Below are 13,028 nucleotides of genomic sequence, written 5' to 3' on the forward strand. Positions count from 1 at the left end.
TAGCCGCGCGAGGTGAGCGCACCAGGCGTCCGGAGCGATGAGTTCCGGCGCGATCGCCGGTCTGTACGGACAGGACGCGATCACGCGATCATCCGCACGCGAGGAGAGCATCATGGCCGCCACCTACACGTTCGACGTGTTCTCCAGCCTCGACGGCTTCGGCGCCGCCGGCGGCGACTGGACCGGCTACTGGGGCAAGCAGGGCCCGGAGCTGCTCGACCACCGGCTCGCCCTGTACGGCGAGGAGCAGCGCATGGTCCTGGGAGCCCGTACGTACCGGGCGTTCGCGCGGATGCTGGCCACCAGCACCGAGGAGTCCGACGACGTGCGTGACCCCTGGGTCACCCGGATGCGGAGCCTGCCGGCCACGGTGGTGTCGACCACGCTGGAAGCACCCCTCGACTGGCCGGACGCGACCGTCGTCAGCGGGGACGCCGTCGATGTGGTCGCCCGGCTCAAGGAGGAGTCGCCGGTCCCGTTGCGCTCGCACGGCAGTCTGTCGATGAACCGCGCGCTGATGGCCGCCGGCCTGGTTGACCGCGTCCAGGTGACGCTGTTCCCCGTGATCACCGGCCGGACCGGACAGGACCCGGTCTTCCAAGGCGCGGCCGACTTCGACCTCGAACTGATCGAGCACCGGACACTCGACGGCCGTACCCAGGAACTCGTCTACCGGCCCACTCTGCACGCCTGAGCCCCTCCGGCGACCGGCCGTGACCGAGCGGACCGCCACGCACCTAACCGGTATAGTAGTAACGGTATTGTAATTGGTTGCGTGAGAAGGGCGCCGCATGATCGAGATCCTGAACCCCACCCTGCTGAGCCGAGCCAGGGGCACGGGTGCGCTCGTCGCCGACATCCTCCAGGCCCTGAAGGGCCGCAGCGCGGTCGGCGTGAACCTCCTGGACCTCGACCGGTGGGCCAAGGCCATGATCGTCGAAGCGGGCGCCACCTCCTGTTACGTCGACTACGAACCGTCCTTCGGGCGCGGGCCGTTCGGTCACTACGTCTGCACGGCCGTCAACGACGCGGTGCTCCACGGGCGGCCGTACGACTACACGCTCGCCGACGGCGATCTGCTGACGCTCGACCTCGCGGTCTCCCGGGGCGGGGTCGCCGCGGACGCGGCGATCAGCTTCGTCGTGGGCGACGCGCGGCCCCCGGCGAGCCTCGCGATGATCGCCGCGACGGAGCGCGCGCTGGCCGCGGGCATCGCCGCCGCCGGTCCGGGGGCGCGCATCGGTGACGTCTCGCACGCCATCGGGACGGTCCTCCGGGAGGAGGGGTACCGGATCAACACCGAGTTCGGGGGGCATGGCATCGGGTCGACGATGCACCAGGACCCGCACGTTCCGAACACCGGGCGGCCGGGCCGCGGATACAAGCTGCGCCCCGGACTGCTGCTGGCGCTGGAGCCGTGGGTGATGGAGGACACCGCCGAACTCGTCACAGATGCCGACGGGTGGACGCTTCGCAGTGCGACGGGCTGCCGTACGGCGCACAGTGAGCACACCATCGCCATCACGGACGACGGAGCCGACATCCTCACCTTGCCCAACTGACCGTGCGGGTCAGCGACCCGCGTCCGTCAGTACCGTCTCCAGCAGGCCGAGGGCCGCCAGGATCTCGTCCTGCTGGGCCGCGCCGAGACCCGCGGTGGTCAGGCGCTCCAGTTCCGCCCACGCGCCGTCCACCTTCTCGCGCAGCGCCAGGCCGGCCTCCGTCGCCTCGACGATCACCGCGCGCCCGTCCGTGGGTGACGGGCTGCGGCGGACGAGTCCCGCCTTCTCCAGCCGGGAAATGCTGCGCGCCATCGTCGGCGCGTCCGACTCCACCGCCTCGACCAGGTCCACCTGCCGCTGCGGCCCGTGGTCCCACAGGACCATCAGCACCAGTTCCTGCCCCGGGTGCAGTCCGCTCTCCCGCAGCAGCCTGCCCGCGAGCGCCTTGTGCAGCCGGGCCACCCGGAAGATCGCGTGGCTGACCGGTCCCGCTCCCAGGGGGGCGACCTGCTCCGTCGAGTGTTTCCGCATGCCGCGAGCGTACCCGGAAAAAAAGTTGTCCGGCCAAGGAATGAACTCCGAGGATTTAGTTGTTCGGCTAACTGTCTGATCGTGCTGATCCTCAGGAGGAGGACCCCATGTCCACTGCGTTCGAGCCCCTGGCCGCCGGCGACCTGAAGCTGCGCAACCGCATCGTGATGGCGCCGATGACGCGCAGCCGCGCCGACGGCACGCTGCCCACGGCCGGCACCGCCGCCTACTACGCCCAGCGCGCGACCGCCGGACTGATCGTCACCGAGGGCGTCCAGCCCTCCGTGATCGGCCAGGGCTACCCGTTCACGCCCGGCCTGCACTCCGCCGAGCAGGTCGCCGCGTGGCGGCCGGTGACCGACGCCGTGCACGCGGCCGGCGGAACGATCGTCGCCCAGCTCATGCACACCGGCCGCATCGGCCACCCGAGCACCACGGAGGCCGTCGGGCACGGAGCGCTCACCCCGGTCGGGCCGTCGCCCGTCAAGGCGGCCGGCCAGATCTTCACGCCGACCGGACCGCGGGAGCACGTCGTACCCGACGAGCTGACCGAGGAGCAGATCGCCCGTACCGTCGCCGACTTCGCGAGCGCGGCGCGCCACGCCGTCGCCGCCGGGTTCGACGGCGTAGAGGTCCACGGCGCCAACGGCTACCTGCTCCACCAGTTCCTGGCCACCAACGCCAACCGGCGCACCGACCGCTGGGGCGGCTCCCCCGAGAACCGCGCCCGCTTCACCCTGGAGGTCACCAGGGCCGTCGCGGCGGCCATCGGTTCCGGCCGTACGGGCATCCGGCTCTCCCCGGCCAACGGCCTCGGAGACACCGCCGAGGACGACCACGCCACGCTGTACCCCCTGCTGGTCGCCGCACTCGACCGGCTCGACCTGGCCTACCTGCACCTCGTCGAGGCCGGCGACCCCTCCCTGACCCCGGCCCTGCGGGCCGCCTGGTCCGGCACGTTCATCCTCAACCCCGCCGACGCCGACGCCGACGGCGCCGGACAGCAGGGCCGGCTCGGTCTGGTCGGCAGCGGGAAGGCCGACGCCGTCTCCTTCGGCCGGCTGTACATCTCCAACCCGGACCTCGTCGCCCGCCTCGCGGCCGGCGCCGAGCTCGCCGAGCCCGACCTGAGCCGGGCCTACGGCGGCGACCACCGGGGCTACACCGACTACCCGACCCTCGACGGCACCCCGCCGGTGCTCTGACCGACCTCCGCGCCGAAAGGAACACGAACATGCGTGCCTACGCTCTGAACGCCTACGGGCCCACGGGTCTGACCCTCACCGACGTGCCCGAGCCGGAGGTGGGACCGGGCCAGGTCAAGGTCCGTGTCGAGCACATCGCGGTCAACCCGCTCGACTGGAAGCTCCGCGACGGCCACCTCGCCGAGATGATCCCGCTGCGGCTGCCCGCCGTCATCGGCACCGACATCGCCGGGACCGTCCTGGAGGTCGGCGACGGCGTCGACGACCTGGCGCCCGGCGACCGGGTGGCGGGCTTCGCCGACTCGGGAGCCTTCGCCGCCGTCGCGGTCACCCGCCGCCGGCGCGTCACGAAGGTACCGGCCGGGCTCGGCCTCCGGCTCGCCGCGGCCGTCGTCACCTCGGCCGAGACCGCCCAGCGGGTCATCGGCCTCCTCGGCCCCGCCCCCGCATCGACCATCGCCGTCAACGGCGCCGCCGGAGCCGTCGGCAGCGCCGTGACCCAGCTCCTGGTCGCCGCCGGACACCGCGTCGTCGGTACGGCGAGCGAGGCCAACCACGCCTACCTGCGCGGCCTGGGCGCCGTACCGGCCGACTACGGCCCCACGATGCCGGACGCCCTGCGCGCCGCCGCCCCGGACGGCATCGACGGCGCGGTCGACACCGCTGGCCGGGACTTCGTCACCCGCGTGGACGGGCTGATCCGCCCCGACCGCGTCGTGACGATCGTCGACTTCGCGGCCGGCGCCCGCGGTGCCGTCGTCGCGGCCGGCGATCCGACGCAGCTCACGGCCGACACCGTCGGCACGGTCCTGAACCAGGTGGCCGGGGGCACGTTCACCGTCGCGATCGACGCGGTCCACCCCTTCGAGGAACTCGACCGTGCGCTGGCCCGCAGCCAGGCGGGACACCTGCGCGGGAAGCTCACCGTCACCGGGGCACCGTCATGACCGCGGCCGCCCCGGCTCGCACAGGGCCGGGGCGGCCGCTGCTGACGGGGCCTCAGTACTTCGCGGGCGGCCCGGCTGCGGTGCTGCCGCGCACGACCAGCCGGTGCGGGATCGTCAGGTCCGAGGCGGGTACGTCGTTCTCCGGGCTGTAGATCCGGTCGGCCAGGCACTGCAGGGCACGTTCGGCGATCTGGCGCTTGTCGGGGGAGACGGTGGTCAGCGACGGATGGCTGAAGCGGCCGTCGTCGATGTCGTCGAAGCCGACCAGCGCGAGATCCTCGGGTACCCGCACACCCCGCGTGTGGGCCATGTGCAGGGCTCCCAGGGCCAGTTCGTCCGTGAAGGCGAACACGGCGTCCGGGCGGTCCCCGTCGTCCCCGTCGAGCAGTTCGGCCATGGCCCGGGCACCGTCCTGCCGGTGCAGCGCGGTGACCGGGCGCTCCCACCGCGGCCTCGGCGTGACCCCCGCCCGGAGCAGGGCCCTGCGGTAGCCCTCGGCGCGCTGCTCCGCCGTGCCGTTGTGCAGGTGCGGCTGCAGCCCGATGGCGGCGACGCGGCGACGCCCGAGTGCCAGGAGGTGGGTGGTCGCCTCGTCCGCGGCGGCCACGTTGTCCACCGCCACCCGGTCCGCCAGACCCTGGGGGCTGCGCTCACCGAGCAGCACCACGGGCAGCGGACGAGCGGTCGCCGCCACCTCCTGCGCCTCCAGTGCCCACGGGCTGATGATGAGACCGTCCATGGCCCGGCCGGCGTCGCCGGTCAGCAGCCGCCGTTCCGCTTCCGCGTCGCCGTGCGTCTGGTCGATGACCACCGTCCAGGAGCGGCGCCGGGCCTCGTCGACCAGGAGGCCGGCGAGTTCGCCGAAGTAGGGCGAGTGCAGCTCGGGGACGGCCAGTCCGATGACGCCGGTACGGCCCGCCCGCAGGCTGCGGGCGGCGAGGTTGGGGCGGTACCCGAGCTCGTCGATCGCCTCCTGGACCCGCTGCCGGGTGGGCTCGGAGACCCGGGCAGAGCCGTTGACCACGTTCGACACGGTGCGCGCCGAGACCCCGGCGCGGGCGGCTACGTCTTTCAGGCTGCTGCTCACCCGCACATCGTGGCATGCCGCCCGCGGGGCCGGTGAAGATCCCCTCCGAAAGGTATTGCAACGTTGAATTCAACGATGCAACATGTCCCGGACAGTTCAGCTGCACGTGCAAGGAGGCACCCATGAGTCCGCACGCCCGCCCCGGCGTCACCACGGCCGACCTCGACGTGGACGTGACGTCCGACGTCGAGGCCCTGTACTCGGACGGCATCACCGCCCGCAAGGGTGCCTTCACTCCCGACTGGGCCGACCGGCTCCGCGAGGACATCGACGTGGCCTTCCAGGAGGCGCTGGCACGGCCCGGTGGCGCCGTCGGACGCGGGCCGCACCGCTACTACGTGGAGATCCACCCCGAGCAGCTGCGCGGCTTCGTCGACCTCGTCGACCATCCCTGGGTGCGCTCCGTCTGCGCCGCCGTGCTCGGCCCGGACTACCGCATCGTCGAGCTGGGCTTCGACGTGCCGCTCGAGGGCGCCGTCAACCAGCCCTGGCACCGGGACTTCCCCATGCCGGAGGAGACCCGCGCCGAGCGCCGGCTGACCTCGCTGGCGTTCAACGTCACCGCCGTCGACACGGAGGAGGACATGGGCCCCTTCGAGATCGCGCCGGGCACCCAGTGGGACGACAGCCCGGAGTTCGGCCACGGCATGTTCCCGCCCCGGCCGCACTACCCGCGCTACGAGGAGCGGGCCGTGCGCAAGTACCCGAAGCGGGGCGACATCTCGGCCCGTACGGCACTGACCATCCACCGCGGCACCAAGAACAACTCCGCCAAGTCCCGGCCCGTCCTGGTCCTCGGCGTCGACGGTCCCGAGGCCACCAACGGCGACCGGCACGACACGGCGGTGACCCGCGCCTACTGGGAGTCCCTGCCCGAGCGGGTCCGGCGGCACCTGGACTGCCCGATCGTCGACGAGCTGAAGCCGATCACGCAGAAGCACACCATCGAGGGTCTGGTCATGGGCGATGCCTGAGCTGACCGAGGCGCCCGGACGCGCCGGGGCGCCCGTCGGAGACCGGCACAAGGCGCCGGCCATGGTGTACGCGGTCGCGGCCGTGTCCGCCCTGGGCGGCCTGCTCTTCGGCTACGACACCGGCATCATCTCCGGCGCCCTGCTGCACCTGCGCGAGGACCTGGACCTGTCGTCCCGGCAGCAGGAGATCGTGGTCAGCGTGATCCTGCTCGGCGCGATGGCCGGCGCGCTGCTCGCGGGGCGGCTGGCCGTGCGGCACGGACGCCGCAAGGTCGTCATCGGCGTCGCGGTCGTCTTCGCCCTCGGGGCCGCGGCGGCCGCCGCGGCACCCGGCGTGGGCAGCCTCGTCGCCGCGCGCTTCGTGCTCGGACTGGCCGTCGGCGGCGCCTCCAACATGGTGCCCGTCTACATCGCGGAGGCCGCCCCCGCCGCGATCCGCGGCCGGCTCATGGTGCTGTTCCAGCTGATGGTCGCCTGCGGCCAGCTCATCGCCTACCTGTGCGGCTGGGCGCTGTCGGGCAGCGGCGGCTGGCGCACCATGTTCGCCCTGGCGGTCCTGCCCGCCGTGGTCCTGGGCGTCGGCATGCTGTTCCTGCCCGAGAGCCCGCGCTGGCTCGTCGAGCGGGGCCGCCGGGAGGAGGCCGTGACGGTACTGGCCCGGCTCCGGCCGGCCGGCACGGACGTCCGCCGGGAGATCGACGAGATCACCGAGGTCGCCGCCGCCACTCCCGCCGGCGGCTGGCGCGACCTGCGGCAGCGCTGGATGCGCCCCGCCCTGCTGATCGCCGTCGGCATCGCCGCCTTCTCCCAGCTCACCGGTATCAACGCCGTCGTCTACTACGCACCGACGATTCTCGTCGACGCGGGATTCGGCGACTCGGCGGCCCTGCTGACCGGGGTGGGCATCGGCGTGATGCTGGTGGTGGCCGGAGTGGTCGGGGCCATCGCCGTGGACCGCGTCGGCCGCCGCCGGACGATGCTGTGGTTCCTGCCGGGCTCCGGTCTCGCCATGGTGGTCATGGCGCTGGCCTTCCTCGGTCCGGAGGGTTCGGCGGCGCAGCGCTGGACGGTGATCGTGGCCCTGTTCGCGTACATCCTCTTCAACGGCATCGGGATACAGGCGGTGGTCTGGCTGATCGGCCCGGAGATCGTGCCGCTGAGCGTGCGCGGCCCGGCCACCAGTCTGGCCACCGTCACGCTGTGGGGCGTCGACCTGCTGATCGCGGTGACCGCCCTGACCGCCATCCAGGCCATCGGCCGCTCCGGCACGTTCCTCTGCTACGCGCTGATGAACCTCGCGTGCATCGCCTTCGTCGCGGCGAAGGTGCCGGAGACCCGGGGGAAGTCGCTGGAGAGCATCGAGCGCGCGTTGCAGCGTGGCGGATCGTTCCGCGAGGAACTCGGGCGGACGTGACGGCGGGGCGGGGAGCGCCCGTGCCCGGCCTCGGGCCGAGTGCTCAGACCAGCGCGTTCTTGTAGAAGATGCTGGAGCGCCGGTCGCCCTCCACTCCCGTGGCGAAACCGATGAAGAGGCGGGCCTCGCCGCCGTCGGTGCGGTAGATCGCCAGGCCCTCGGGCTCGCGGTGGTGGAGGGTCGAACCGGCCTTGGTGAGGACGGGACCCTGCTTCACGGTGCCCGTGTTGATGTCGACGCTGGTGACGTAGGAGTTGCCGTCGCCGGTGGGGGTGCCGTCGCCCGGGTACGCGTCGCCCGTCAGGAAGTACATGTACGACCCGTAGAGCGTGTAGCCCTGCGGGGTGCCGGGGATCGACGGCTGCTTGAAGTCGACCAGGGGCGAGCCGAAGTCGCGCGTCGTGAAGGCGGAGAGGGGGAACACGGCGATGCGCTTGCCGCCGCTGGTGTGGTAGCGCACGATCATGCGCTGGTGGACCGGGTCGACGGAGCAGGTGTACTCGGTGGCCCCGGAGATCGGACGGTAGGCGGCCGAGGCGGCCGGCGAGCCCATGGTGGTGCCGCCGGCGTACCGGATGGGGGCGAGCGCGGTGCCGTACCCGTTGGTGTTGGCGGCGCACTCGATCCACAGCTCGGTGCCGGAACCGCTGGGCAGCGCGGCGAAGGCGACACCGTGGCCGAAGCCGTCGAGGTGCATGTACGAGAGGTAGTTCCCGTCGAAGTCCATCTTGTTGATGCACAGGTCACCGGCGGACTCGGCGCTGCCGCTGCGCTTGGTGGCCACGAACAGGAACTTGTTCACCCAGTCGAAGGCGAAGCTCTGCTGGACCCGGGCACCGTGCGTGTCCTTCGACCGGAACAGGTCGTACGACGGCTGCGTGAGATCGAACCGCTTGGTGGCGGCCACCGCGGCGGAGGCGGCCCCGGCGCCGACGCCGATCCCGAGGGCGGCGAGCGAGGCACCGGCACCGGTCCGTATCAAGCCGCGACGGGAGAGGGGGCGGCCAGGAGTGCGGTTCATGGGGGGACTCCGAGGTACGGGGGCAAGGACACGTGATGCTATCCCGCGCGGTGGTGCTGAGCATGACAGGTCAGCCGGGTCCGCCCGGTCCGCCAGGTCCGCCCCGGACCGGCGGCGCGGGGCCGACGGGCATGGGGGAGGGCGCGCGGCCTCATCCCCCTGGTGTCACTCCGGGGCGCAGTGCTCCTCCAGGTAGGCGGCAGCCAAGGCGCTCGCGCGGCTGAACCAGTCGTGGAGGACGGCGACTTCCTCCGCCGAGTAGTCGGCGAAGAGGGCGTTCATCCGGGCGTGGTACGGCTCGTAGATCTCCCGCACCCGGGCCAGGGCCGCCGGCTCGGCCGCCACGCGTACCCGCCGGCGGTCGGACGGGTCGGGGCGGCGGGTGATGTAGCCGGCGCGTTCCAGGCGGTTGAGGACGCCGGTCACCGCGCCCGTCGTGATGTGGGCGCGGGCCGCCAGGTCGCCGGCGGTGAGCAGGTCGTCACCCGCCTCGACGACGAACGTGAAGCAGGTGAGGTCGGTGACGTTGAGGCCTGCCTGCTGGGCGATCTGGTGCTGGCCGACCAGGTGGGTCGCGACGAGGTGGTTCATCGCCGCCAGTGCCTGCTCGGGGGTGGCGGGCGGGCGCGACGCGGCATGCATGGCGACTGATTCCTTAGTTCGTGAGTTTTTCTGATGTAAAACGCTTAGCATCTAAGACGATGGGGGCGGCCCGGAGGTGGGCCGGCCGACGGGTGGCGGGACGATGGGGGTGTCGTGGTGAGTGCTCATCAGTATGACGAGGGGCATACTCTCGCGGGTTGGACGGGTTTCGGCGTCGGTACCGTCGCGGCCGCTCTGGCGGGGCTGGGGGTGTGCACGGCCTCCTGGCCGGTCGTCGTCGCGGGGGCCGGGATCGGGGCGGCCGGCCTGGTCGTCACCTGGACCCTGCACCTCGCCGGGTGGGGCAAAGGGCCGGGGAGCCGGCCCAGGGATCAATGGGCTTGGCGGGTAAGGGACTTGGGTGCGCGGAGCGGGCATCCCGGGTGCCTCGGCTGCCGGTTGGCCGGGCGGCGTGGAGCGGCGGCCACGGCGGCGGCCCGCACGCGGTGAGGGCGGCCCTCCCGCCGCCCGGGGTCCGGTGATCAGTCGGCGGGAGTCCCGGGCGGGCGGCCCTCGTCCCTTCCTGTCCCGCGGAGCTGGTCCGCGCGACGGGTGAGGGTGTCGATACGGGCGGCCAGCTCCGCGTGGCCGGCCGGGAGGAGGTCGCGGGCCTCGGCGAGCGGAGCCAGGAGGTTGGTGGCGTCGTCGTGGCCCAGGGCCCGTACGACGGGGGTGCGCGCCTCTGCGGGGAGGCCGGTGAGGGCCGCGATCTGACCGGCGAGCTGCCGGAGGCCGGCGGCGTTGCCCCGGGCCCAGGCGGTGACCGCGCGATCGGCGGCACGACGGTCCCGGGTGGCCTGCACGCGTTGTTCGCCGGTGGTGCCGGGAGCCCCGGGGCGCAGACGCAGATACCGGCGTTCCGCGGCCTGCCGGCTGGCGACGCCGAGGGGGCGGGCGAGGTCGGCCCAGCTCGCCCCGGCCTCGCGGGCCGTCTCGATCAGGCCCGTCTCCCACCCCGCGAGCTGGTCGCGCACCTCGCGCAGGAGCAGCAGCGCGGCGAGCGCCTGGTCGGAGCTGACCTCGGCGCCGGGCTGCCCCGCGGGGCGCGGGGTCTGCGCGGTGTGGACGGCCTCCTCGATGGCCGCCAGCGCCGCCTGGGCGGCCAGGAAGGACGAGGGCCGCGTACCGGTCTCCTGCGGCTCTGCGGTCATGAGCACCTCCGCTCCGTGCTGTCCTGCTGTCATCCATTCGATGACGCCCTGCTTGTCATCGTTCCGATGACATGCTACAAGAAATACAGGAACCAGCGCATGAGCGATCCGCTCGAGTTGGAGGTGTTCACGATGCTGATGCGCACCGACCCCTTCCGTGAGTTCGACCGGCTCACGCAGCAGTTGTTCGGCAGTACGTCCGGCACCTGGTCCCGGCCCTCGGCCATGCCCATGGACGCCTACCGGGAGGGCGACGCGTACGTGATCGCCCTCGACCTGCCCGGTGTCGACCCGGACGCGATCGACATCGACGTCGAACGGAACATGCTGACGGTCAAGGCCGAGCGCCGGCCGGTCCCCAGGGGCGACGACATCCAGATGGAGCTGGCGGAGCGCCCTCTCGGTGTCTTCTCCCGCCAGGTGATGCTGGCCGACTCCCTCGACACCGAGCACATCAGTGCCGACTACGACGCGGGTGTGCTCACCCTGCGCGTCCCGATCGCCGAGCGGGCCAAGCCGCGCAAGATCTCCATCGGCGGCGGCGCCGAACGCAGGGAGATCTCCGGCTGAGGACGAGGAGGAGTCACCCGGTGACGGAGGGCGGACCGGCTTCCCCCGTGCCCGTCCTCCGCCCGCCGGCCCGACCACCGGGCAAGGAGGATCCGATGGCCATGCACTGGGACGCGTTCCTCGACCGGGTCCAGGAACGCGGCGAGTACGAGACCCGGGCAGAGGCGGACCGCGCCGCCCGCACCGTGCTGGCGCTCCTCGGGGCACACCTGGTGGGCGAGGTGCGCGCGGAGCTGGCCGCACGGCTCCCGGAGACCTTCGCCCTGATCCTGCTCAACCCGCTCCAGGCGGCCGAACCCCTCTCCGCCGAACGGTTCGTACGCGCCACGGCGGCATGGATCGAGGGGGCCACCGAACAGACCGCGGCCTGGGACGTCGGCGCCGTGTTCAGCGTGACCGCCGACGCGGCGGGCGAGGCGCTGACCCGTCAGATCCTGCTCCAGCTCCCGCCCGGCTACGACCTGCTCTTCGGCCGGCCGCAGGACGCCACGTCCTCGGGCGCGGCCGTCCGGCCGTCCGGCGACTGAGCCCGTCCCCACGACCGGCGTACCCCAACGAGATCCGAGGACCGAGATACCGACGAACGAACAAGTCACCGACGACCGAGATCCGACGACCGAGATCCCACGACCGAGATCCCACGAGTGAGAAAGGCACCCTTCACCGATGCAGTCCCTGACGACTGAGGCCCCGGCGGCGACGAGCACCACCCGGCCGGCCATGACGTTCGCCGAGATGCTGGAGCAGGTCCGCTACAACGGCGCCTATCCCACCCGTGAGCGGGCCGAGGTCGTCGTCACCGCCGTTCTCGCCGCCCTCGGCCGTCGCGTCACCGGCGAGGAACGCGTCGAGCTCGCGGCCCGCCTGCCCCGCGAGGCGGCACAGATCTTCGCCGCCCAGATTCCCGCGACCGACTCCATGACCGGCTGGTCCTTCGTCAGAGACCTCGCCGCGCGCACCGGCGGCACCCTGGCCACCACACGCTGGGACGTCGGTTCCGTCCTGGGCGTCGTCGCCCGCCTCGCCGGACCGGACCTGCTCGACCGCATCCTCGGCGGGCTCCCCTCCGGCTACGCGATCCTCTTCGGCCGCGCGGAACTCACCCAGGCGGCCTGACCGCGCCGGGAACGGTGAAAGGGACGCCCGTCCGTCGTGCCCGGACACCGCCGAACGTACGGCGGGCGCCGCTGAATTCACCTGCCCGCCCGAGGGGCAACACCTAAGGTGTGCGGCATGACGCTGCAACTTGTTCAGGTGAACTTCAAGGCCCGGGACGACTCGGCGCTCGGCCGGTTCTGGGCGGAGGCACTCGGCTGGGGTCTGTCCAGCGAAGGGCCCGGTGTCACCAACCTGGAACCCGTGGGCTTCGACTGGCCGGACCCGTCCGCCGTCTGCGTCGACCTCGTCCGCGTCCCGGACCCGGAGACGGTGAAGTGCCGCGCCCACATCGAGCTGGCCACCACGTCCGAGACGCATCGGACGGAGCTGATCGCCCGCCTGACGAAGCTCGGGGCGTCGCTCGTCGAAGAGGGCCGGGGCGACGTGCCGCGGACGGTGATGGCCGACCCGGAGGGCAACGTGTTCAGCGTCCTGGAACCGCGGGAGCTCTACCGGGACACCGGGCCGATAGGCGCGGTGGTCGTCGACTGCGCCGACCCACGGGCCATGGTCCGCTTCTGGGGCGAGGCGATCGACTGGACCGTCCACGAGCTGACCGACGACCGTGCGCTGCTGCGCTCGGTCAAGGGCGTCGGCCCCTACCTGGAGTTCCGCCGCACGCCCGACGACGAGATCGTGTGGAACCGCGTCCACCTCGACGTGATGTCCGACCCCGTCGAGGACCAGGCGAGCGAGGTCGCCCGGCTGGAGGGCCTCGGCGCGACCCGGGCCGACGTGGGCCAGGGTGACGTCTCCTGGGTCGTCATGGCCGACCCGGCGGGCAACGAGTTCTGCGTCCTGGGCCGGGGCATCTGAGCCCTCGCCC

At 72.5% G+C, this 13,028-nt stretch carries 16 protein-coding genes; 11 read left to right on the forward strand and 5 right to left on the reverse strand.

The window, feature by feature from the left end:
- The first annotated feature begins 112 nt into the window (after positions 1 to 112).
- Complete coding sequence (locus tag ACFIF2_RS07865) at positions 113 to 694, forward strand: dihydrofolate reductase family protein (protein ID WP_395571949.1); 582 nt, start codon at positions 113 to 115, stop codon at positions 692 to 694.
- A 97-nt stretch (positions 695 to 791) separates the two neighbouring features.
- On the forward strand, positions 792 to 1,562 hold the full coding sequence (map, locus tag ACFIF2_RS07870) for a type I methionyl aminopeptidase (RefSeq protein ID WP_395571795.1): 771 nt from the start codon (positions 792 to 794) through the stop codon (positions 1,560 to 1,562).
- 9 nt (positions 1,563 to 1,571) lie between these two features.
- Here the strand turns inward: map and ACFIF2_RS07875 are convergent, their stop codons facing one another.
- On the reverse strand, positions 1,572 to 2,033 hold the full coding sequence (locus tag ACFIF2_RS07875; protein ID WP_395571796.1) for a MarR family winged helix-turn-helix transcriptional regulator: 462 nt from the start codon (positions 2,031 to 2,033) through the stop codon (positions 1,572 to 1,574).
- A gap of 107 nt (positions 2,034 to 2,140) precedes the next feature.
- On the opposite strand from ACFIF2_RS07875, the gene ACFIF2_RS07880 reads away from it, so the two are divergent.
- Both ACFIF2_RS07880 and ACFIF2_RS07885 read left to right on the forward strand, forming a co-directional pair.
- Positions 2,141 to 3,238 carry an alkene reductase gene (locus tag ACFIF2_RS07880; RefSeq protein ID WP_395571797.1) on the forward strand — a complete coding sequence of 366 codons (1,098 nt, stop codon included), beginning with the start codon at positions 2,141 to 2,143 and terminating at the stop codon, positions 3,236 to 3,238.
- Between the two features lie 29 nt (positions 3,239 to 3,267).
- Positions 3,268 to 4,185 carry an NADP-dependent oxidoreductase gene (locus tag ACFIF2_RS07885; RefSeq protein ID WP_395571798.1) on the forward strand — a complete coding sequence of 306 codons (918 nt, stop codon included), beginning with the start codon at positions 3,268 to 3,270 and terminating at the stop codon, positions 4,183 to 4,185.
- A gap of 52 nt (positions 4,186 to 4,237) precedes the next feature.
- Here ACFIF2_RS07885 and ACFIF2_RS07890 read toward each other — a convergent pair whose 3' ends face one another.
- Positions 4,238 to 5,272: a LacI family DNA-binding transcriptional regulator gene (locus ACFIF2_RS07890; RefSeq protein ID WP_395571799.1), complete on the reverse strand. Its 1,035-nt coding sequence runs from the start codon at positions 5,270 to 5,272 to the stop codon at positions 4,238 to 4,240.
- 122 nt (positions 5,273 to 5,394) lie between these two features.
- Here ACFIF2_RS07890 and ACFIF2_RS07895 point away from each other — a divergent pair, with 122 nt between their 5' ends.
- Positions 5,395 to 6,246: a phytanoyl-CoA dioxygenase family protein gene (locus ACFIF2_RS07895; RefSeq protein WP_395571800.1), complete on the forward strand. Its 852-nt coding sequence runs from the start codon at positions 5,395 to 5,397 to the stop codon at positions 6,244 to 6,246.
- Complete coding sequence (locus tag ACFIF2_RS07900) at positions 6,239 to 7,660, forward strand: sugar porter family MFS transporter (protein ID WP_395571801.1); 1,422 nt, start codon at positions 6,239 to 6,241, stop codon at positions 7,658 to 7,660. Before ACFIF2_RS07895 ends, ACFIF2_RS07900 begins: the two co-directional genes overlap by 8 nt.
- Before the next feature lie 43 nt (positions 7,661 to 7,703).
- Here ACFIF2_RS07900 and ACFIF2_RS07905 read toward each other — a convergent pair whose 3' ends face one another.
- Together ACFIF2_RS07905 and ACFIF2_RS07910 are read right to left on the reverse strand one after the other, a co-directional pair.
- Complete coding sequence (locus ACFIF2_RS07905; RefSeq protein ID WP_395571802.1) at positions 7,704 to 8,681, reverse strand: teichoic acid biosynthesis protein C; 978 nt, start codon at positions 8,679 to 8,681, stop codon at positions 7,704 to 7,706.
- 165 nt (positions 8,682 to 8,846) lie between these two features.
- Positions 8,847 to 9,323, reverse strand: a complete 477-nt coding sequence (locus tag ACFIF2_RS07910; RefSeq protein WP_395571803.1) for a MarR family winged helix-turn-helix transcriptional regulator — start codon at positions 9,321 to 9,323, stop codon at positions 8,847 to 8,849.
- Between the two features lie 117 nt (positions 9,324 to 9,440).
- On the opposite strand from ACFIF2_RS07910, the gene ACFIF2_RS07915 reads away from it, so the two are divergent.
- Complete coding sequence (locus ACFIF2_RS07915; RefSeq protein WP_395571804.1) at positions 9,441 to 9,773, forward strand: HGxxPAAW family protein; 333 nt, start codon at positions 9,441 to 9,443, stop codon at positions 9,771 to 9,773.
- 32 nt (positions 9,774 to 9,805) lie between these two features.
- Here ACFIF2_RS07915 and ACFIF2_RS07920 read toward each other — a convergent pair whose 3' ends face one another.
- The gene (locus tag ACFIF2_RS07920; RefSeq protein WP_395571805.1) at positions 9,806 to 10,474 is read right to left on the reverse strand and encodes a type III effector protein; all 669 of its coding nucleotides are present in this window, start codon (positions 10,472 to 10,474) and stop codon (positions 9,806 to 9,808) included.
- A 132-nt stretch (positions 10,475 to 10,606) separates the two neighbouring features.
- On the opposite strand from ACFIF2_RS07920, the gene ACFIF2_RS07925 reads away from it, so the two are divergent.
- From ACFIF2_RS07925 to ACFIF2_RS07940, 4 genes are all read left to right on the forward strand, one after another.
- Positions 10,607 to 11,044, forward strand: coding sequence for an Hsp20/alpha crystallin family protein (locus ACFIF2_RS07925; protein WP_395571950.1), 438 nt, complete (start codon positions 10,607 to 10,609; stop codon positions 11,042 to 11,044).
- 95 nt (positions 11,045 to 11,139) lie between these two features.
- Positions 11,140 to 11,571: a DUF2267 domain-containing protein gene (locus tag ACFIF2_RS07930; protein ID WP_395571806.1), complete on the forward strand. Its 432-nt coding sequence runs from the start codon at positions 11,140 to 11,142 to the stop codon at positions 11,569 to 11,571.
- Between the two features lie 139 nt (positions 11,572 to 11,710).
- Entirely contained in the window at positions 11,711 to 12,160 is a 450-nt protein-coding gene (locus ACFIF2_RS07935) for a DUF2267 domain-containing protein (protein WP_395571807.1), read from the forward strand.
- 117 nt (positions 12,161 to 12,277) lie between these two features.
- On the forward strand, positions 12,278 to 13,018 hold the full coding sequence (locus tag ACFIF2_RS07940; protein ID WP_395571808.1) for a VOC family protein: 741 nt from the start codon (positions 12,278 to 12,280) through the stop codon (positions 13,016 to 13,018).
- Positions 13,019 to 13,028: the final 10 nt, after the last annotated feature.

Source organism: Streptomyces sp. BK79 (assembly GCF_044142145.1).
In the GTDB taxonomy this organism is placed as follows: domain Bacteria; phylum Actinomycetota; class Actinomycetes; order Streptomycetales; family Streptomycetaceae; genus Streptomyces.

Excerpts from the sequence above, each read along its gene's own strand:
- ACFIF2_RS07885 (WP_395571798.1), top strand. The coding sequence starts at position 3,268 with ATGCGTGCCTACGCTCTGAACGCCTACGGGCCCACGGGTCTGACCCTC.
- ACFIF2_RS07895 (WP_395571800.1), top strand. The coding sequence starts at position 5,395 with ATGAGTCCGCACGCCCGCCCCGGCGTCACCACGGCCGACCTCGACGTG.
- ACFIF2_RS07865 (WP_395571949.1), top strand. The coding sequence starts at position 113 with ATGGCCGCCACCTACACGTTCGACGTGTTCTCCAGCCTCGACGGCTTC.
- ACFIF2_RS07910 (WP_395571803.1), bottom strand. The coding sequence starts at position 9,323 with ATGCATGCCGCGTCGCGCCCGCCCGCCACCCCCGAGCAGGCACTGGCG.
- ACFIF2_RS07935 (WP_395571807.1), top strand. The coding sequence starts at position 11,711 with ATGCAGTCCCTGACGACTGAGGCCCCGGCGGCGACGAGCACCACCCGG.
- ACFIF2_RS07880 (WP_395571797.1), top strand. The coding sequence starts at position 2,141 with ATGTCCACTGCGTTCGAGCCCCTGGCCGCCGGCGACCTGAAGCTGCGC.
- map (WP_395571795.1), top strand. The coding sequence starts at position 792 with ATGATCGAGATCCTGAACCCCACCCTGCTGAGCCGAGCCAGGGGCACG.
- ACFIF2_RS07920 (WP_395571805.1), bottom strand. The coding sequence starts at position 10,474 with ATGACCGCAGAGCCGCAGGAGACCGGTACGCGGCCCTCGTCCTTCCTG.
- ACFIF2_RS07905 (WP_395571802.1), bottom strand. The coding sequence starts at position 8,681 with ATGAACCGCACTCCTGGCCGCCCCCTCTCCCGTCGCGGCTTGATACGG.
- ACFIF2_RS07875 (WP_395571796.1), bottom strand. The coding sequence starts at position 2,033 with ATGCGGAAACACTCGACGGAGCAGGTCGCCCCCCTGGGAGCGGGACCG.
- ACFIF2_RS07925 (WP_395571950.1), top strand. The coding sequence starts at position 10,607 with ATGCTGATGCGCACCGACCCCTTCCGTGAGTTCGACCGGCTCACGCAG.
- ACFIF2_RS07900 (WP_395571801.1), top strand. The coding sequence starts at position 6,239 with ATGCCTGAGCTGACCGAGGCGCCCGGACGCGCCGGGGCGCCCGTCGGA.
- ACFIF2_RS07930 (WP_395571806.1), top strand. The coding sequence starts at position 11,140 with ATGGCCATGCACTGGGACGCGTTCCTCGACCGGGTCCAGGAACGCGGC.
- ACFIF2_RS07940 (WP_395571808.1), top strand. The coding sequence starts at position 12,278 with ATGACGCTGCAACTTGTTCAGGTGAACTTCAAGGCCCGGGACGACTCG.